Below are 18,678 nucleotides of genomic sequence, written 5' to 3' on the forward strand. Positions count from 1 at the left end.
AATTAAAATTCAGCCAATGAAATTAATAATGCTTTCATATCATCTAATTGAGTGGCTCTTAGGTCAGATTCTTCATCCCAATAGAGTCCTACGCAGTTAGCTTGCATATCAATAGCATAAATACCTTTTAATGCAATGGGAAAATCTTTAAATTTTTCATCCCCATGCACAAGATCAAACTGCTGATCTACAATTCGTGCACGCATTAAAGGAAGTCGAGCTTCTGGAAGTAAAATACTGTAGTAAGCAACCATGCTGGCACGATTTTCAGTCGCCATTGGAATTTTTGTCCATGCAGGTGCTGCAACTAATCGAGGATGTAGTCCCATTTTTCTTGCTTTATCACGCATCATACCTAAAGCTCTTTCTCTAGGACTTACACGTAGACCAAAAATTGATCCTAAAACAAAAACAACAATGATAACTGCAACCCAAATTCCAGTATTTTCCATAGAAAAGCCTCAATATTCCTATATTAGAGTTGCATAAGCGCAATATAAAACGCAAGTTTAAAATAGTTCTTGCACTATTTATTTATTGTTTTTTCTTACAAATAGTGTTTTTTATTTAAAAAAAACTCCTTATAGACTAATGCATTAAGGAGTTTTAGTAAATTATCGTAAATTAAACGCAGAGCATCTGATAGCAGAACCCTCGTTTAACTTAAAGTTCAAATAAATGACCATATTATTAATTCAAAAACATTTCATGACTATATAAAACCTCATGACCATTCCAATAAATATAACCTTTATCCAACAACTCTTTTAAAAGCAGACGAATATTAGATTGCGGAAAAAGTTGTTCTAATAAGTCACGTAACTCATAAATATCTTTAGGTTTATTCGATTTAAGCTCACGTAATTTTCGTGCAAATTCTAATTGAACAGGATCAATCATTGCGAAGTTCTTGAACAACCCATTTTGAGCATTTTGAATATTGGCATTCGCATCTGAAGTAAGGTCTGAAGCTTGTTTTTCAGTATTGATATGCGCCATAAAATTCGACGTAGATTGAGTCGAATTTTGTTGTTCATCAATATTGTCTAAATCGAGCAATGCCCATTGCTTTAAGACTTTCTTACGAAATGAAATTTGCTCATCAAATTTTTTGACAATTTTCAAATTTATGAGCATGCCAATTAAATGCTGTGCTTTTTCTGCTTCAACATTTAATACATTCAAAATTGAATTTTTAAGCTTTTCAATATTATTTGGCTTACCTGACATTTTTTCTAAAGCATCGCAATACTGCTTTACTAATTTTAAGTCTGGACTTTCTATAATAGATTGAATACTTGGAATAACATATTTCGCAGATTTTACATCTTTATTTTCTAATTCCACCTGAATTAGATGACAACTGATATTCGAGCTTTGTAGCATTAATATCAACATGTCACTGCTGTCGGTAGCAGAAATAACTTCTACATGGCTATCTGCATCTAATAATGCCAATAACTGCCCGACCACAACCGCATACTCAAACTCTCGCTGTGAAGCTTGAGGCGTATCTAATACAACAACTTGACCGCTGTTTACCCAACTCGAAAACTCCGTCAAATCTCCCAAAGGAAATTCGAACTTACCACTACAATTAAACACATATATCGTTGCATAATGTTCAATAATTTTACGCAGTAAAGATGCTGTAGGCGGATTATCTTCAAGATCAAATAAAATGACTTTTTGGCTCATAAATACGGTCTTTTTGTGTTTAGTTTTATTCGACAAATAACAACAATAAAGATCAAATATATTCTAAACTTAGAATATATCTCTCATCAAAAAAGTTGTTAATGTCTTAAAACTCATTAATAATGCGGTGGCTTGTTTGTCAATGGATCAAATGCTGCTATTCCATCAGAAATATCTGATGCTTCTACACGTTGATACAAAATATTCATTTGTTTTTTTAAATCAGCAAGTTCCCGACCTTGAATGACCAATTGTTCATTCAACTGATCAACTAATTCATCTAAAAAGGCAATTCGCACTTGCAAATCTTCAATGGGTGCGGAAAATGACGCCTGTTCATCAAGATTTTGTTGTTTAGTCAATTTACACTCCTCATGTAGGATTTTAGGAAACATTATGGCCTATATTACTTTAAGGGACGTCCAGCTTGCGTTTGGCGGACCTGCCCTACTCGACGGCGCGAACTTCAGTTTAGAGCGTGGCGAACGAGTGTGTTTAATCGGTCGTAATGGTGAAGGTAAGTCTACTTTACTTAAACTGATTGAGGGAACTTTATTACCAGATACTGGTGAGGTTTCTTTACAAAATGGCATTACCATTTCCATGCTTGCTCAAGATGTACCCATGGATTCAGGAAAAGTTGCCGATATCGTAGCCGATGGCGCGGGTGAAGCAGCTGAAGTAATGAGAGCCTACCATGAGGCAAGCGATGCTTGTGTACTTGGTGATATGGAAGCTTGTGACCGCATGGGGAACTTGCAACATAAAATGGATCAGCTAGATGGCTGGGCTTTAGAAACTAAAGTAAATTCTATTTTAAGTAAAATGGGCTTAGATCCTGAAGCAGACCTTGCAGATTTATCGGGTGGTCGTAAACGTCGTGTACTTCTTGCACGTGCTTTACTCACTCAACCTGACGTTTTATTACTTGACGAACCAACCAACCATTTAGACGTTGAAAGTATTGAATGGTTAGAAAAATTCTTACTCGATCAAAATAATTTAACATTATTATTTATTTCGCATGACCGTTCATTTGTAGACAGCATTGCAACGCGTATTGTCGAGCTTGACCGCGGTACGTTGCGTAGCTACGAAGGTAACTATTCACGTTACTTAGAACTTAAAGCCATGCAAATGGAAGCTGAAGAAAAGCAAAATGCTTTATTCGACAAAAAGCTTGCAGAAGAAGAAGTTTGGATTCGCCAAGGTATTAAAGCACGTCGTACTCGTAATGAAGGTCGCGTACGTGATTTAAAAGCATTGCGTGAAGAGTCAAAAGCACGTCGTTCACAACAAGGTAAAGTGAACATGGCAACGCAAGAAGCCAATCGTTCAGGTAAATTAGTGTTTGATATCGCTAACCTTAGTGTGACCTTTGGTAATAATGCACCGATCATCAAAGACTTCTCTACTCTTGTCCTTCGTGGCGACCGTATTGGTTTAGTCGGTGATAACGGTGTAGGTAAAACCACCTTAATTAAAGCAATTTTAGGTGAACTCGAACATAGCGGTACGGTTAAAACAGGTACTCAGCTAGAGGTTGCTTATTTTGACCAATTGCGTAATGCGCTTGATTTAGAAAAATCTGTAAAAGATAACGTTTCTGAAGGTTCCGACTTTGTAGATGTAAATGGCGGCCGTCGTCATATTTACAGCTACTTGCAAGACTTTTTATTCTCACCTGAACGTGCACGTACACCTGTAAAAGCATTGTCTGGCGGTGAACGTAACCGTATTCTATTGGCGAAGTTACTACTTAAACCATCTAACTTAATTGTAATGGATGAGCCAACAAACGATTTAGATATGGTGACTTTAGAGCTACTTGAAGAAATGTTAGGTGGCTACAAAGGAACATTGTTATTGATTTCACATGACCGTGCATTTATGGACAACGTTGTGACTTCAACTTGGGTATTTGACGGTAAAGGTCATATCGATGAATACATCGGTGGTTACCAAGATTACCTAGAACAACGTCCAGATCAAACTGCTGTAGATCAAAAAAGTGATGTGAAAAAAGCCATCGCAAAAGCCGAAGCTGCTGTGCCTAAAAAAGCAAAATTGAGCTATAAAGATCAACGTGCTTTAGAGCAACTTCCTGCCGAAATGGAAGCACTTGAAAAAGAGCAAGCTGACATTAATGCACAACTTGCAGATGGTTCTATGTTTGTATCTGATGCAGATAAAGCCATGAAGCTTTCAAACCGTTTAACTGAAATTGATGAGCTTTTGCTTGAAAAGTTAGAACGCTGGGAACAACTTGAGAACTTAAGCAAAGGCAACTAAGCTTAATTCCAAGTCAATAAAAAGACATCTACGCCTTTGGTTTAGGTGTCTTTTTATTTGCACAATCAGTTCATGTTAAACTATATAAAATTTTTAAGGTTACCTCTTTGCAATGAGTAAAAAGCCAGATTACAAACCCGGTGAATTTCAATGGTCATTTTTATTACCCAAATATTGGGGCGTATGGATGGGTATTATCTTCCTGATGATTTTGGCTATTTTACCTTGGTCAATTCAACATAGACTTGCAAAGCTATTAGGCTCAACCGCTTTCAAATATTTAAAATCGCGTCGTAAAACCACAATTCGAAATTTAGAACTCTGCTTTCCTGAATGGTCTGAAGCTGAAGTTCTCGAAAACTCAAAACAAGTGTTTATCGACCAAATGCTTGGCGCTTTTGAAACATTAAATGCTTGGTACTGCCCAAAATGGTTTAACGGTCGTGTAGAAATTGAAGGTTTAGAACATATTCAAAATGCTCAAGCACAAGGCAAAGGTGCATTACTTCTAGGTACACACTCAACGTTGCTTGATGCTGGCGGTTATGTTTGCGCACAATATTTTGACCCAGATGTTGTTTATCGTCCGCAAAACAACCCATTGCTTGATATGCTGATTTACCGATGTCGTTCAACCATTTATACGCATCAAATTGACCATGATGATATGCGTGGTTTAATCCGTCATTTAAAAAATGGACGTGCAATTTGGTATAGCCCAGACCAAGACTTTGGCTTAAAACAAGGTGTTATGGCACCCTTCTTTGGTGTTCCTGCCGCGACAGTAACCGCACATCGTCGTTTATTAAAAATGACCAAGGCAGAAGCAATTCCGCTTTATTTCTATCGTGATGGTGATATTTCTAATCCAAAATACAAAGTTTTAATTGAACCACCTGTCGAAAATTTACCAAGTGATGATGAACTTGATGATGCGACACGCACCAATTTAATTATTGAACGTCAACTTCGTATTGCACCTACACAGTACATGTGGTTTCACCGTCGTTTTAAAACACGACCTGAAGGTTCAGAAAGCTTATATTAATCATTTGGATTAAAAATTTATCCCCCTTAAAAACAACAACCCGAGCTTTACATCCTGTAAAACTCGGGCTATATGGGGTTGTGCTGTTTCATATCTTTTTTATTTTATATCTGGCTATCCTAACCACACATCATGTCCTTGATGTCTTTCCTTCAGCTTGGTCTTCCATAGTGGGACTATCCATTCCCGTTCCATGTGCTGATGTAATAACAATAAGCCCCCCCCACTTTTATAACTAGCCTCTAAATCCTCAAAACCTTGTAGGAGATTGACTACAAAGGCATGAGTCTAACTTTTAAGATTTATAATCCTGCGCAATTTCATCTGTCACAATTTTTTCTTCTTTCTCTGCTTTTTCAATTCCTTGCTGAATAGCAGCTTGTGCTTTTTCTTCATCTGCATCGGTTTGTTCTAGTTCTTGCTGAATTTTCTCGAATATACGTCCTGTTTGTAAAACCACATAAATAGGGAAATGATCTGACCCCATATGAGGCAATCGCTTCATTTCTACCAAAGCAAAATCGGTACTATGAAACACATGATCTAAAGACCAACGTAGTAATGGATAATCAGCATGAAAAGTGTTGACATAATGACGCCCAACGCGTGGATCTAATAAACCACTAATACGCTGAAATAAACGTGTGGTTCTAGACCAAGCCACATCATTTAAATCCCCCATCACAATACAACTTTCATCTAAATCTTTAATCTGATCACCCACAATTAAAAGTTCCGCATCACGTAATGTTGAATCTTTTGCTTCGGTTGGACTTGGCGGTTTAGGGTGCAAGCAATACAGCTGAACTTTATTCCCTGAATCTAAAGTGACTGTTGTATGAATAGATGGAATTTCATCACTTAAAATAAATTTCACTTCTGTATCTGATAATTCTAAACGGCTATATAAATGCATACCGTACAAATTATCTAAAGGAACAGGAACTCGATATGGATAATCAGGTTCTATAACTGAAAGCTCTTTTTGCCAAACTTCATCTGTTTCCAAGGTCAAAACAATATCTGGTTGATACGTTTTAATATGTGAAATTAATGCATCATATTTTTTATTTGGCGTTAATACATTTGAAACTAAAATTGAAATTTGTTTTTTCGGATCAAGTTGCCCTTCTCGAACTTTTTTCACCTGATTTTTCCAAATAAAGGTGTAAGGCAATACCATTTTTAGCTGATATGCCAAGGCTGCAATGAGAGCAACAAGTAGTATTTCACGCCAAATATCCCATGGTGAATCCCAAATCAACAACAATACAAATGCACAAAATCCTAAGACAAGTATTTGTAAACGCGGGAAGTCTGCACCACGAAACCACCACTCATCTCGAGGAATCAGTGACCAGAAGCTCAACCAAACAACCACAACAGCTAATATCTCAATCCAGATCATATCTTTTCTCTTATATTCTTAATTTTTTATTGATTCATAAATTTATATCAATTTTCCATGTAACATAAACAAGTTATATTCCACAATATAAATGCTGTTTTCATTCTGTAGCACTTGCAGTTACGTGCTCTTTTGATACACTCAAACCCCCTTTTTTTATTTTAACGCACCGAGGCAAAGTGACATGAAAGTAGGTCTGGTCGGTTGGCGCGGGATGGTTGGTTCTGTCCTTATGCAACGTATGGTTGAAGAGAATGATTTTGCTCATTTTGAGCCGTTCTACTTCTCTACCAGTAATGCAGGTGGCAAAGCGCCTGCGTTTGGCGGTAAAACTGCCCCAGCACTTATGGATGCGACAGACATTAAGAGTCTGAAGCAAATGGATGTCATTATTACCTGCCAAGGTGGTGATTATACGTCTGAAGTTTTCCCTAAATTAAAAGCGGAAAACTGGGCTGGCTATTGGATTGATGCTGCATCTACATTACGTATGGATGATGAAGCAATTATCGTGCTAGATCCTGTGAATATGCATGTAATTAAAGATGGTTTAGTAAATGGTACTAAAACATTTGTAGGTGGTAACTGTACAGTTTCACTTATGTTGATGGGTCTTGGTGGTTTATTCCAAAACAATTTAGTGGAATGGGCAACATCAATGACATATCAAGCAGCATCTGGTGCAGGCGCGCAAAACATGCGTGAACTCATCAATGGTATGGGTTATTTATATAACAATACTAAAGATTTGCTTGATGATCCTAAATCTCCAATTTTAGATATCGACTCTAAAATTGCAGCACTTCAACGTGGTGAAGGCTTCCCTTCTGCAAACTTTGGTGTGCCTTTAGCAGGTTCTTTAATTCCATACATCGACAAACAGCTTGAAAGCGGTCAATCGAAAGAAGAATGGAAAGGTCAAGTTGAAACCAACAAGATCTTAGGCAATCAACAAATTGTTCCTATTGATGGTCATTGTGTACGTATTGGTGCAATGCGTTGCCATTCTCAAGCTTTAACATTGAAATTGAAAAAAGATGTGCCGCTTGATGAAATTGAAGATATGTTACGTAGTGCAAATCAATGGGCTAAAGTTGTTCCAAATACGCGTGAAGCATCTATGACAGATCTTACACCTGTAGCAGTAACAGGTACTTTGAGTGTTCCAGTAGGTCGTTTACGTAAATTGAATATGGGTAAAGAATACCTAGGTGCATTTACAGTGGGTGACCAATTACTTTGGGGTGCTGCTGAACCTTTACGTCGTATGCTTCGTATATTAATTGATTTTAAAAGTGCTTAAGCGCAACTAAAAATCTAAAAAAGCCGATCTTTCATGATCGGCTTTTTTATGACAGTTCACGGTATTTGTTTTACAAATAGACAACAAATCGCTAATCTATAATTATAATTTCCGCTTTGCGATTGTGACCGAGCTAATAGACTAATATGACCACGTATAACAAATTAAAGATCGCGATTTTAACAATTATTGCATCACAAAATATTTATGCGCTCAATGTCGACCCTGCTGTTATTCAATCAAGTGCAGGTGAATTACTTTATGCCGAATTAAATTTCCGTCAATCGGACATAAACACACCCATTGAAGTGAGCTTAGCTAAAGCTGAAGATTTAATGTCCATTGGTGCGACACATCAGCCTCCTGGTCATTTAAACTTTTTCACACGTCGCAATGCAAATGGAACAGGCGTAATCACTATTACATCTTCTAGACCAATTACCGATGCTGAATTGAACATTATTGTTAAAATCAAAGAAGGCTCTACAACACGTTTACAGCAAATTAAAAAGCCGCTTGCTCGTAATAGTGCTCCAACACAAAATAAAACAACAACAAAAGAAAATGCATTAACGCCTATTGTGATTGTGAATGAAAAAGACATTGCTTTAAATTTACCTACAAGTAGTGCATATACAGCTCCTGCTGTAACACGCCTAATGGTAAATCTGGAACCATCAAAAAACATTTCACCTCAAATACAAAAAACGATTTCAGCAACGCCTTTACCACCTACACCTACCCCTATTGTTCTACAATCTGCAGCACCTACTACCAACGCTCAACAAGCACCAAAAGAAACTCACACTGAGCAAACAATAGAAAAAGTAACACCTAAAAAACCTGTAACAGCACAAACTAACGCTGTTAAAAAAGTGCCTGATCAGACTATTCAAATTGCCCCTCCTATTCCACAATCTAATATTTCAGCAGATCCATTAGTGAACAAGTATGCAAGTGGTGAAATTGAGAAAAAGAGTGCAAAGCCTGCTGTCAAATCAGTAGAGCCACAAAAAGCTGAAACAAAGAAAACTGAACTTCAAAAGACAGACGCTAAAAAAACCGATGCTTTAAAAACCCAAGAGCAAAAAGTTGAATCCAAAAAGACTGAAAATAATATTTCAACAAGTCATGTAGAAAAACATGTTGTAAGAACGAATGAATCTTTATGGGCAATTGCTGCGAAAATTGCAGATCAACAAAATCGCTCTGTAAACTCAGTGATGCAACAAATTAAAACCAACAATGAACATGCTTTTATTAAAGGTGATGTTAACCGCTTAAAACGTGGGGCAACGCTCAATTTAAAAGAGGCAACAGCAGAAGAAAAAGCAAAAAAAGTTGCTGAAAATAAAATAGATCACAATCAAACAAAACAATCTGGAACAGCAAAATACAAATTAAACCAAGCGGAAATGAGTTTAGTTGCACAGAGCGAACAGAACTCAGCGCACGGTTCTGCATCAAAAAGCACGAAAAGTAATATAACTTCCGATGATTTATCATCAAAGGTTATGACATCTCGTGAAAAAACCGTTAAATTACAGAGAAACGTAACTCAGTTGGAAATGGCATTAAATCAAAAGGATCATAGAATTCAATTATTAAATGCCCGTCTTGCTCAACTTCAACAGCAGTTGAAAAAACAACAAGCCGCAAAAAAATCTCATAACTAATGTGTTACAACCAAAAGTTTTTTTCAGGATTTGTCTTCATCTAAAAGACATGATCCATAAGGGGTATAGATATGCTGATGTATGTGATTCCACTCATCATTTTGATTGTCGTTTTACTTGTGGTCAAAAAGCGTCAAGATGCTCAAGGATCAAGTCAGCCTTCTAAAAAAGGAAACGCGAAAAATAAGGCAAAAAAAACAAGTTCAACACGTACTCATTCCAAACCTACGAAAATCGTTGAAGATGATGTTGTTGAAACCAAAAAAACACAGCCCATTTCAGCAGATACACGCAAAAAAATTGAATCTTTAATTCAAGATCGTAATTTCTTTGCAGCAGAAGCTCAAATTAACCAAGCCTTAAAACGCGATAACTCTCAACATGAACTGTACCTGTTATTGCTTGATGTTCATCTTAAACAAAAAGATGATTTTGCGATCAATCAACTACTTAGCCATTTAAATGCATTAGAACTGCATGATATTGCTCAACAAGCAGAAGCTAAAGTCAATCAGGGAAAATCATCGGCAAAAGAAAATGATTTTATCCAATTTACACCAAACCATGTAGAAGCAGTTCAAGAACCTGTAAAACCTATTGCTCCAGCTCCACTCTCGGACAATGCTTTTGATGCACTTATTAGCAAGCCAACATTTAACGCAACAGAAAATGTAAAAGCTGATATTGAAGAGACACAATTAGACTTCACACCATCTCCAATTGTAGAGACTCAAGAAATTGATGAACCCACAATAGAGACTTCAGCACTAGAGTTTAGCCCATCATTTACAGCTAAAGATATTCAACCACAAGCTGAATTAAAATCTACTGTAGATGAAATTAAACCGCTTGATTTTTCTTTTACACTTTCAAACAATGATGACGTTATTGAAGAAAAAGTAAGCCAACAAGCTGATGTTATTGAAGAAGCTCCTCTCAAAACAAATGAATTTGATTTAGATTTTTCTACACATAAATTTAATGTAGAAGAGACAGAAAAGCCTTCTCCTATTCTAGATGAACAACCTGATTTTAGTTTTAATTTAGACACTCAACCTACGACAGACATTGGCATTACACCAACTGAAATTGAAAAAAGTTTAGATTCTACTTTTGTAGAAGAAGCCACTCCAATAGCAAATCAAGCTCCTAGCATTTCAGAAAATCAGCTTGATAACACCGATCCTTTGGTTCAATCATTCCCTTCTCTTATCGATATGAATGAAATTGAGCTAGATTTAGACTTAGCTCAAAAATATATTGAGCTAGGTGCTTATGATGCAGCTCGGGAAATTTTAGCGGACAACGAAACCGAATATTCACCTGAACAACGTCAAGTTGCAGATCAGTTACTGAATCAAATCGCATCTTAATAAAAAACGATTTACACTAAAGCAGTCATTCTTGGCTGCTTTTTTTATGATGAAAAAAATTGCTTTAATTTATATGGGCGGAACTTTCGGCTGTGTTGGCGAACCTTTAGCACCAATGCCTGCGGAAAAATTTATTCCATTATTACAACATGTACTTCCACTTCAATTAGATATTGAATGCTTTGTATCACCTGTTATTAAAGACAGTAGCGCGTGTACTGCGGAAGATTGGTTAAGGCTGACTCAATTTATTCAAGAATTACAGCAAAAACAATATCAAAATTTTGTGATTATTCACGGAACAGACACCTTGAGTTATGCCAGTGCCGTTTTAGCAAATTGCCTTGGTCATTCTGCTCATGTTGTGCTTACAGGCAGTCAATATCCTTTACTTAATGTCAAAGGCAATGACACACGTGAATTTACAGATGCCATAGATAATCTTAATTTTGCTTTAGATTCCGTTGTGAAATGTGCACAAGGTGTCTACCTCGCTTTCCATCATCGCTTAATTCACGCTCAAACAGCGTTAAAACGTCATACAACAGAATTAGATGCATTTACTGGCATTGAAGAAAATACGCCCATCTACGCGAATACAGACGTAATTCAAGTGAATGATGCGCTCATCGCTAAAGCTCAAAACTTTAATTGTGTGAGTTTAATGTGGCAACCTATTTCAGTTGATCAGCAAATTGAAAACTTAGCATTATTCTTAAAAAATCCTCCAAATGCCTTAATTTTACAAGGTTTTGGCACAGGAAATATTGCAGTGAATGAAAAACTGATACAGGTTTTACAAAATATCCAAGCAAAAAAATGTGCCGTGATTATTACCAGTCAAGTGCCATTTGGATTACTCGATCAGCGTTATGCCATAAGCGAGTGGATCAGTCATGCAAAGTTTTTAGTGAGTAATAGCTTAAGTCACGCAGATCTTTATGCAAAAACATTAAAAATGTATTTAAAATACGACGCGGTAGATCAATGGCATGACCATTGGAAAAATTAAGTGGATTTGAGGTGAATATGCAACGTTTTGCAGTCGGTATTGAGTTTTCTGGCGTTCAATATAGAGGGTGGCAAACTCAACAATCTGGCGTAGTAAGCGTGCAAGAAACCATTGAAACGGTTTTGTCTAAAATTGCCAATGAGCCCATTATGCTACACGGTGCAGGTCGAACCGATGCAGGCGTACATGCCACAAATATGGTTGCACATTTTGATACTCACGCTATTCGTCCAATTCGTGGTTGGTTAATGGGTGCAAATAGCACATTGCCCAAAGACATTTCTATCCAGTGGATTAAAGAAATGGATTCGGACTTTCATGCACGCTTCAAAGCTCAAGCACGTCGTTATCGTTATGTAATTTATAACAATCCACAACGCCCTGCACTTTTACACAAACAAGTGACGCATGTTTTTAACCCGCTGAATGTTGAAAAAATGATGGAAGCGGCTAAAAAATTTGAAGGCACGCATAATTTTGAAAGTTTCCGAGCAGCTGCTTGCCAATCAAATCAACCTGTACGTCATGTCACCCATTCAAGACTTATTCGTCATGGTTGTTATTTAGTTTTAGACATTCAAGCCGATGGTTTCTTACATCATATGGTGAGAAATATTGTCGGATGCTTATTGGAAATTGGTCAAGGTATGTATGAAATTGACCATATTGATGAAATTTTTGCAGCGGAAGATCGTAAAGCAGCAGGTATTACTGCACCACCTGATGGCTTATATTTCATTCATGCGGATTACCCTGAACAGTTTGATTTGCCCAAAATGCCTTTAGGACCACATTGGTTGAATATGCCGGAATAAGCTAATTATTTTTAATGTTTAAATCCCTCCTCTTGCGAAGCTGTGCTTCTCACCTTTAAAAAGAGAGGTCCCCCTCCTTTGACAAAGGAGGGGTTGGGGTGGATTCTAAAAATATAAGGATTAACGTTGCTTTCTTTTTCGGTATTCCACAGGCGTTTCATTTGTCCAACGCTTAAATGCACGATAAAACGTACTTGGCTCAGAAAAACCTGTTAAATACACAATACGCTCTACGCTTTCATTTGTACCTGCCAATAAGCGTTTTGCTAAACGACAACGATAATCTGAAAGAATTTGCTGAAAGCTTGTATTTGCTTCACTCAATTGCGTACGTAAACGACGTGGCGTGATATTTAATTGTGAAGCCACTGTTTCCAAAGTTGTTTCACCGCTTTCTAAGGTGAAACCAATCGCACGTCTGACCTCACCCACCAAATCATAACGTGCAAGTTCTTGTAATTTTTCAACGGCTAACTGTTCATGTAAATGAAAAAGTTCAGGCTCTGCTTGCCACAATTGATAATCTAAAATTGCAGGATCAAAATAAAGACGTGTTTCCTTTTGCCCCAAACTTACAGGGCATTCATACACCCTTAGATATTCATCATCAGATGATCCCTGACTAAAATTAAAATCGATATAAATAGGTTCGAAACGACCTTCAGTAATAAATTTAAAGAAGCGTAAAACACCGCTCATCGCACATTCAGAAAAATGTCGATTTACAATATTTTCAGCATGAGGTTGTTCGCCATTGGTTAAATAGCAACGACCATCTTCAAGAACCAAAGTTGCATGAAAAGCATCACTAATTAAACGTTGATATGCCAGTGCACGCTTTAAGCCTTCCCCAAAATTTACAGAAGAAATAAACAGATGTTCAATCACTTGCCCACGATACAGAGGTAAATTTTCACCTAAATGCAAACCAATATCTGTATCTCGGCTAACTTCTTCTGCTGCCACCCAAAAAGCATATTGCGAATTCAATGGAGTGCGGTCATTGGCATCAACTTGACTTAAAGCGACACCTGCCTTTGTCAAAATTTCATCTGTAGGCAAACCAGCACGACGAATCGCTTGGTAGCCCAATCGTAGTATTACCGATGCATCTGTTTGCTGACTCACTCAAAAACCTTCCTTGTATGTTCTTTATTTATACTTAAAACATTCAATTTAGATTAACTGCGATTGACCAAACTGACAACAGAGCAAACCATGTTTTATGAAAAAAAGTTTAAACGCATGATTCGCCTATTTGATTGACAGATGAGCATAGTTAAAGGCTTAGAACCTTGTAATATGCAAAAAAATTGACTATAATTTGCGCCTTTCCAATTTGATACTCAGGTAGGCTATGGCCAATAAAGAGGAACTCATCGAGTTCGAAGGCGTTGTCACCGAAACGCTTCCTAATACTATGTTCCGTGTACGTTTAGAAAACGGTCACGAAGTGATTGCCCACATTTCTGGTAAAATGCGTAAACACTATATTCGTATTTTAACTGGCGACAGTGTGAAAGTTGAAATGACACCTTATGATTTAACTAAGGGTCGTATCACTTACCGTGCACGTTAAGTTTTAGCGATAGCAAAAAAGTCACTGTGAAGTGGCTTTTTTATATGCCTAAAAAATGAATATTGAAAAGCGATCTTTCAAATTCTAAAAATTCAGATTCTTAAATTAAAAAACGCAGCGATTAAGCTGCGTTTTTTAATACAAATAAAATTAGTTCAATGCAGATACAACTGCTTGACCCATCTCAACTGTACCTACTTTTGTGTTGCCTTCAGACATAATATCTGCGGTACGTAAGCCTTGATCTAATACATCACCCACAGCATCTTCAATGGCTTTAGCTGCTTCCTCAGCACGGAATGTGTAACGAAGCATCATTGCAACTGAAAGAATAGTTGCTAATGGGTTCGCAATATTTTGACCTGCGATGTCTGGTGCAGAACCATGACAAGGCTCATACATCCCTTTACCATTTTCATCTAAAGATGCAGATGGCAACATACCAATAGAACCTGTCAACATCGCTGCTTCATCTGACAAAATATCGCCAAATAAGTTACCTGTTACAATCACGTCAAATTGTTTAGGTGCGCGAACCAACTGCATTGCAGCATTATCTACATACATATGAGATAAATTGATTTCAGGGTACTGCCCTTCTTTCAATGCAGTAACCGTTTGTTTCCAAAGCTCAGTCACTTCAAGTACGTTTGCTTTATCTACAGAGCACACTTTACCGCCACGTAAATTTGCCATTTCAAAAGCAACTTTAGCAATACGTTTGATTTCAGATTCAGCATAAACATCGGTATTGAAACCTTGTTTTTCGCCATTTTCTAATTCACGAATACCACGCGGTTGACCGAAGTAAATACCACCTGTTAATTCACGAACAATAAGAATATCTAAACCAGCAACAATTTCAGGCTTTAAACTAGAAGCGTCAGCTAATTGTGGATACAAAATAGCAGGACGTAAATTTGCGAATAAATTCAATTCACTACGGATTTTTAATAAACCACGTTCAGGTCGAATTGAGCGCTCAATCGTATCCCATTTAGGACCGCCTACAGCACCTAACAAAAGTGCATCTGCCTTTTTCGCTTGTTCTGCTGTTACAGCTGGGTATGGTTCGCCATGTGCGTCAATTGCAGCACCGCCTAATAAACCTTGTTCCCACGTCAAACCTAAGTTGAATTTTTCATTTACACGTGTAAGCACTTGTTCAGCCGCTTTTACGATTTCAGGACCAATGCCGTCACCCGGTAAAATCAAGATATGTTTTGACATGAGTTTTTCCATTTTTAGTATCAATCTAAAATTGATGAAATTTAAAGTTTTTTCTCTGTAAACTCGCCAAGTCCATTTAAAACGTTGTAAGGCTTACAAAAAGTACGAATTATTTTTTTGCCTTCTTTCAGATCTACACACAAAGGCTCTGGTGGAGATACATTCAAAAGGCTACCACTTACGAAGTTTCGCTCACGGTACATGTGAAATGTATAGTTTTGCTGTGCTTTAAAGCGATGTATGACATGTAACTTTTCCGCTCGATCTTTAGTCACAGGATAAAAACGAATGACCACTTCATGTTGCTGTGCAGGTACAGACAAATAAAGTGAATTCGATTCTTTCGAAGCCGTATCTAAACGTACAACCCCTTGCTTTAGTGCATCACGATCAATTCGATGATTGTCTTCATTTACAACTTGAATTTCATCTAAACGTTCAAATTCGCAAACATCAACACCTGAACAATAGAGCTTCGCATTAGATTGCGTACTTGATGTTTCCTTAATCTTTTTTAATCGAGCAGTATCTAAGCTTTGGCATGCCGATAAAGAAATAGCAGCACCGCACAACAAAATAATTTGACCCAAAGATTTCGTCATCATTTAAACCTAGCCCAAGAATGTCAAATTCATAATAAGAGTAATTATGATTTGATGTTATCAAGAGTTAGAGCTCTAATCTATGACTAAATATCTTGTGAATTAGCCATTAATGTCATTAAAAACCCAAGGGCGTGATTGTTTTGTCTTTTCTTCAAAAGCACGAATATCATCAGATGCTTGTAAAGTTAAGCCAATATCATCTAAGCCATTCAATAAACAATGTTTACGGAATGGATCAACCTCGAACTTAAAGCTTTCACCCTTTGGCGTACGCACTTCTTGAGCTTCCAAGTCGATAGTTAATTGATAACCTTCGGTCTCAAAGCATTCTTTAAATAATTGATCTACGATCTCTTCAGACAAGATCACCGGCAACATGCCATTTTTAAAGCTATTATTAAAGAAAATGTCTGCATAGCTTGGCGCAATCACAGTACGGAAACCGTATTCTTCCAATGCCCACGGCGCATGTTCACGACTTGAACCACAACCGAAGTTGGCACGTGAAATCAAGATTGAAGCACCTTGATAACGCGCTTGATTCAAAGAAAAATCAGGATTTTTAGGACGTTTAGAGTTATCTAAGCCTAAATAACCTTCATCTAAATAACGTAATTCATCAAATAAATTTTCACCAAAACCAGTACGTTTGATCGATTTCAAAAACTGTTTTGGAATAATTAAATCTGTATCTACATTGGCACGGTCTAATGGTGCAACGATACCTTGTTCAACGGTATATTTTTTCATGGTTATTTCTCACTGAATCCGTAACCTCTCCCTAGCCCTCTCCTAAAATGAGAGGGAACTCCTTCTCTTGCGCCATGATGTGGCTCAGGGAGAAGGTTGGGATGAGGGAATAATCTTAGAACGTACGCACATCCACAAAATGACCCGCGATTGCAGCTGCTGCTGCCATTGCCGGACTCACCAAATGTGTACGACCACCATTACCTTGACGACCTTCGAAGTTACGGTTAGACGTTGAAGCACAGTGCTCACCCGGTTGCAATTTGTCAGCATTCATTGCCAAACACATTGAACAACCAGGTTCACGCCATTCAAAGCCAGCTTCAACCAAAATTTTATCTAAACCTTCAGCTTCTGCTTGTGCTTTCACCAAACCAGAACCCGGAACAACCATCGCTTGTTTAATCGATGAAGCTACTTTTTTGCCTTTGGCAACTTCAGCAGCTGCACGAATATCTTCAATACGAGAGTTTGTGCAAGAGCCAATGAATACACGGTCTAATTGAATATCAGCCAATGCTTGACCGCCATTTAAGCCCATATAGTTATAAGCACGCGTCCAGTCATTGCGTTGAACTTCATCTTTCGCTTGTTCTAAAGTTGGAACCGCTTGGGAAACAGGTATCACCATTTCAGGTGAAGTACCCCAAGATACTTGTGGCTCAATCTCTTCACCCTGTAATACAACTACTGTGTCGAAATGCGCATCTTCATCAGAATGTAAAGTATTCCAATATGCAACTGCCGCATCCCACTGCTCGCCTTTCGGTGCATAAGGACGGTTTTTCACGTATTCAATGGTTTTGTCATCAACAGCAACCATACCAACACGTGCACCACCTTCGATTGCCATGTTGCATACCGTCATACGACCTTCAATCGACATATCACGGAATACTTGACCACCAAATTCAATCGCGTGACCCGTACCACCAGCGGTACCAATTTTACCAATAATTGCTAAAACAACATCTTTTGATGTCACGCCTTGACCCAATTTACCGTCAACACGTACCAACATATTTTTCATTTTCTTTTGAACTAAGCATTGCGTTGCCAATACATGTTCAACTTCTGAAGTACCAATACCATGTGCCAAGCAACCAAATGCACCATGTGTTGCAGTGTGAGAATCACCACATACAACGGTCATACCCGGCAAAGTTAAACCTTGTTCAGGCCCAACAACATGTGCAATCCCTTGGCGTACATCATTAATATCAAACTGAACAACATTAAAAGTTTTGCAATTATCATCTAAAGTTTGAACTTGAATACGCGATGTATCATCTTCAATACCTGCAATACCTTCTGAACGTTCTTTTTTAGAGGTTGGAACGTTATGGTCTGGTGTTGCTATATTTGCGCTTAAACGCCAAGGTTTACGACCTGCAAGTTGCAAGCCTTCAAATGCTTGTGGAGACGTTACTTCATGTAATAAATGACGATCGATATAAAGTAAAGCTGAACCATCATCGCGTTGTTTTACTAAGTGGTCATCCCACAATTTATCGTACAATGTCTTTGCTTTTTGAATGTCGCCTGCCATGTCGATTGACTCCACTGGACTGGGTATATTTTTAAATTAGTTCGATTATAGCCTGCATATAATATAAATCTAATTTATCATTTTTATTAGTTAAAAAACTTTTAGGAATAAAAATACCACTGAATCAATCTTGATTTTAGCTAAACAACTTCAATTTAGATTTGAATATCATTTTTATTATAAATACTAAATTACCAATCGATTTAAATAAAATAAATTAAAGATAAGATATTGTTTTAAATACAATTAAATCAACTTAATGTGTATTTTTTATTTTTACTTTCAATAAGATAGACTTTCTCAAATTCATTACTTAAAAATATAATTAAATTAAGATAAA

Annotated in this window: 17 protein-coding genes; 8 read left to right on the plus strand and 9 right to left on the minus strand. The window is 37.3% G+C overall.

The window, feature by feature from the left end; genetic code table 11:
* Window positions 1-2: 2 nt before the first annotated feature.
* From GTK57_RS03750 to GTK57_RS03760, 3 genes are all read right to left on the minus strand, one after another.
* Window positions 3-452: an ammonium transporter gene (locus tag GTK57_RS03750; RefSeq protein WP_152875333.1), complete on the minus strand. Its 450-nt coding sequence runs from the start codon at window positions 450-452 to the stop codon at window positions 3-5.
* A gap of 238 nt (window positions 453-690) precedes the next feature.
* Entirely contained in the window at window positions 691-1,698 is a 1,008-nt protein-coding gene (locus tag GTK57_RS03755) for a hypothetical protein (RefSeq protein WP_163121403.1), read from the minus strand.
* Between the two features lie 116 nt (window positions 1,699-1,814).
* Complete coding sequence (locus GTK57_RS03760) at window positions 1,815-2,060, minus strand: SlyX family protein (protein WP_152875830.1); 246 nt, start codon at window positions 2,058-2,060, stop codon at window positions 1,815-1,817.
* Between the two features lie 34 nt (window positions 2,061-2,094).
* Here GTK57_RS03760 and GTK57_RS03765 point away from each other — a divergent pair, with 34 nt between their 5' ends.
* On the plus strand, window positions 2,095-3,990 hold the full coding sequence (locus GTK57_RS03765; protein WP_152875832.1) for an ATP-binding cassette domain-containing protein: 1,896 nt from the start codon (window positions 2,095-2,097) through the stop codon (window positions 3,988-3,990).
* Between the two features lie 112 nt (window positions 3,991-4,102).
* The gene (locus GTK57_RS03770; RefSeq protein WP_163121405.1) at window positions 4,103-5,038 is read left to right on the plus strand and encodes an LpxL/LpxP family acyltransferase; all 936 of its coding nucleotides are present in this window, start codon (window positions 4,103-4,105) and stop codon (window positions 5,036-5,038) included.
* 295 nt (window positions 5,039-5,333) lie between these two features.
* Here the strand turns inward: GTK57_RS03770 and GTK57_RS03775 are convergent, their stop codons facing one another.
* Window positions 5,334-6,446, minus strand: a complete 1,113-nt coding sequence (locus GTK57_RS03775) for an endonuclease/exonuclease/phosphatase family protein (RefSeq protein WP_163121407.1) — start codon at window positions 6,444-6,446, stop codon at window positions 5,334-5,336.
* 184 nt (window positions 6,447-6,630) lie between these two features.
* Between GTK57_RS03775 and asd the strand changes: the two genes are divergently transcribed.
* The 5 genes from asd (at window position 6,631) to truA (ending at window position 12,625) form a co-directional block, all read left to right on the plus strand.
* On the plus strand, window positions 6,631-7,749 hold the full coding sequence (asd, locus tag GTK57_RS03780) for an aspartate-semialdehyde dehydrogenase (RefSeq protein WP_152875838.1): 1,119 nt from the start codon (window positions 6,631-6,633) through the stop codon (window positions 7,747-7,749).
* A 146-nt stretch (window positions 7,750-7,895) separates the two neighbouring features.
* A complete protein-coding gene (locus tag GTK57_RS03785) occupies window positions 7,896-9,425 on the plus strand; it encodes a FimV/HubP-related protein (RefSeq protein ID WP_163121409.1) in 1,530 nt (509 codons plus the stop codon).
* 71 nt (window positions 9,426-9,496) lie between these two features.
* Window positions 9,497-10,798: a fimbrial protein FimV gene (locus GTK57_RS03790; RefSeq protein ID WP_163121411.1), complete on the plus strand. Its 1,302-nt coding sequence runs from the start codon at window positions 9,497-9,499 to the stop codon at window positions 10,796-10,798.
* Between the two features lie 46 nt (window positions 10,799-10,844).
* Window positions 10,845-11,810: an asparaginase gene (locus tag GTK57_RS03795; RefSeq protein ID WP_163124589.1), complete on the plus strand. Its 966-nt coding sequence runs from the start codon at window positions 10,845-10,847 to the stop codon at window positions 11,808-11,810.
* A gap of 17 nt (window positions 11,811-11,827) precedes the next feature.
* Entirely contained in the window at window positions 11,828-12,625 is a 798-nt protein-coding gene (gene truA / locus GTK57_RS03800) for a tRNA pseudouridine(38-40) synthase TruA (protein ID WP_163121413.1), read from the plus strand.
* Between the two features lie 120 nt (window positions 12,626-12,745).
* Here the strand turns inward: truA and GTK57_RS03805 are convergent, their stop codons facing one another.
* Window positions 12,746-13,753 (minus strand): AraC family transcriptional regulator, encoded by a 1,008-nt coding sequence (locus GTK57_RS03805; protein ID WP_163121415.1) that lies wholly within the window; start codon window positions 13,751-13,753, stop codon window positions 12,746-12,748.
* 229 nt (window positions 13,754-13,982) lie between these two features.
* On the opposite strand from GTK57_RS03805, the gene infA reads away from it, so the two are divergent.
* The gene (gene infA, locus GTK57_RS03810; RefSeq protein WP_001284370.1) at window positions 13,983-14,204 is read left to right on the plus strand and encodes a translation initiation factor IF-1; all 222 of its coding nucleotides are present in this window, start codon (window positions 13,983-13,985) and stop codon (window positions 14,202-14,204) included.
* Between the two features lie 150 nt (window positions 14,205-14,354).
* On the opposite strand, the gene leuB is transcribed toward infA, so the two are convergent.
* From leuB to leuC, 4 genes are all read right to left on the minus strand, one after another.
* Window positions 14,355-15,434: a 3-isopropylmalate dehydrogenase gene (leuB, locus tag GTK57_RS03815; RefSeq protein WP_163121417.1), complete on the minus strand. Its 1,080-nt coding sequence runs from the start codon at window positions 15,432-15,434 to the stop codon at window positions 14,355-14,357.
* A 41-nt stretch (window positions 15,435-15,475) separates the two neighbouring features.
* The gene (locus GTK57_RS03820) at window positions 15,476-16,036 is read right to left on the minus strand and encodes a hypothetical protein (RefSeq protein ID WP_163121419.1); all 561 of its coding nucleotides are present in this window, start codon (window positions 16,034-16,036) and stop codon (window positions 15,476-15,478) included.
* Between the two features lie 102 nt (window positions 16,037-16,138).
* Window positions 16,139-16,789 (minus strand): 3-isopropylmalate dehydratase small subunit, encoded by a 651-nt coding sequence (gene leuD, locus GTK57_RS03825; RefSeq protein ID WP_152875724.1) that lies wholly within the window; start codon window positions 16,787-16,789, stop codon window positions 16,139-16,141.
* 115 nt (window positions 16,790-16,904) lie between these two features.
* Window positions 16,905-18,338, minus strand: a complete 1,434-nt coding sequence (gene leuC, locus GTK57_RS03830; RefSeq protein ID WP_163121421.1) for a 3-isopropylmalate dehydratase large subunit — start codon at window positions 18,336-18,338, stop codon at window positions 16,905-16,907.
* Window positions 18,339-18,678: the final 340 nt, after the last annotated feature.

The organism is Acinetobacter portensis (assembly GCF_010646905.1).
In the GTDB taxonomy this organism is placed as follows: Bacteria; Pseudomonadota; Gammaproteobacteria; order Pseudomonadales; family Moraxellaceae; genus Acinetobacter; species Acinetobacter portensis.

What these genes read in the sequence shown, in the direction of transcription:
- GTK57_RS03765 (WP_152875832.1), top strand. Translation starts at nt 2,095, where the DNA reads ATGGCCTATATTACTTTAAGGGACGTCCAGCTTGCGTTTGGCGGACCT.
- GTK57_RS03785 (WP_163121409.1), top strand. Translation starts at nt 7,896, where the DNA reads ATGACCACGTATAACAAATTAAAGATCGCGATTTTAACAATTATTGCA.
- GTK57_RS03775 (WP_163121407.1), bottom strand. Translation starts at nt 6,446, where the DNA reads ATGATCTGGATTGAGATATTAGCTGTTGTGGTTGTTTGGTTGAGCTTC.
- GTK57_RS03795 (WP_163124589.1), top strand. Translation starts at nt 10,845, where the DNA reads ATGATGAAAAAAATTGCTTTAATTTATATGGGCGGAACTTTCGGCTGT.
- GTK57_RS03770 (WP_163121405.1), top strand. Translation starts at nt 4,103, where the DNA reads ATGAGTAAAAAGCCAGATTACAAACCCGGTGAATTTCAATGGTCATTT.
- GTK57_RS03790 (WP_163121411.1), top strand. Translation starts at nt 9,497, where the DNA reads ATGCTGATGTATGTGATTCCACTCATCATTTTGATTGTCGTTTTACTT.
- asd (WP_152875838.1), top strand. Translation starts at nt 6,631, where the DNA reads ATGAAAGTAGGTCTGGTCGGTTGGCGCGGGATGGTTGGTTCTGTCCTT.
- GTK57_RS03755 (WP_163121403.1), bottom strand. Translation starts at nt 1,698, where the DNA reads ATGAGCCAAAAAGTCATTTTATTTGATCTTGAAGATAATCCGCCTACA.
- leuD (WP_152875724.1), bottom strand. Translation starts at nt 16,789, where the DNA reads ATGAAAAAATATACCGTTGAACAAGGTATCGTTGCACCATTAGACCGT.
- leuC (WP_163121421.1), bottom strand. Translation starts at nt 18,338, where the DNA reads ATGGCAGGCGACATTCAAAAAGCAAAGACATTGTACGATAAATTGTGG.
- GTK57_RS03750 (WP_152875333.1), bottom strand. Translation starts at nt 452, where the DNA reads ATGGAAAATACTGGAATTTGGGTTGCAGTTATCATTGTTGTTTTTGTT.
- GTK57_RS03820 (WP_163121419.1), bottom strand. Translation starts at nt 16,036, where the DNA reads ATGACGAAATCTTTGGGTCAAATTATTTTGTTGTGCGGTGCTGCTATT.
- leuB (WP_163121417.1), bottom strand. Translation starts at nt 15,434, where the DNA reads ATGTCAAAACATATCTTGATTTTACCGGGTGACGGCATTGGTCCTGAA.
- truA (WP_163121413.1), top strand. Translation starts at nt 11,828, where the DNA reads ATGCAACGTTTTGCAGTCGGTATTGAGTTTTCTGGCGTTCAATATAGA.
- infA (WP_001284370.1), top strand. Translation starts at nt 13,983, where the DNA reads ATGGCCAATAAAGAGGAACTCATCGAGTTCGAAGGCGTTGTCACCGAA.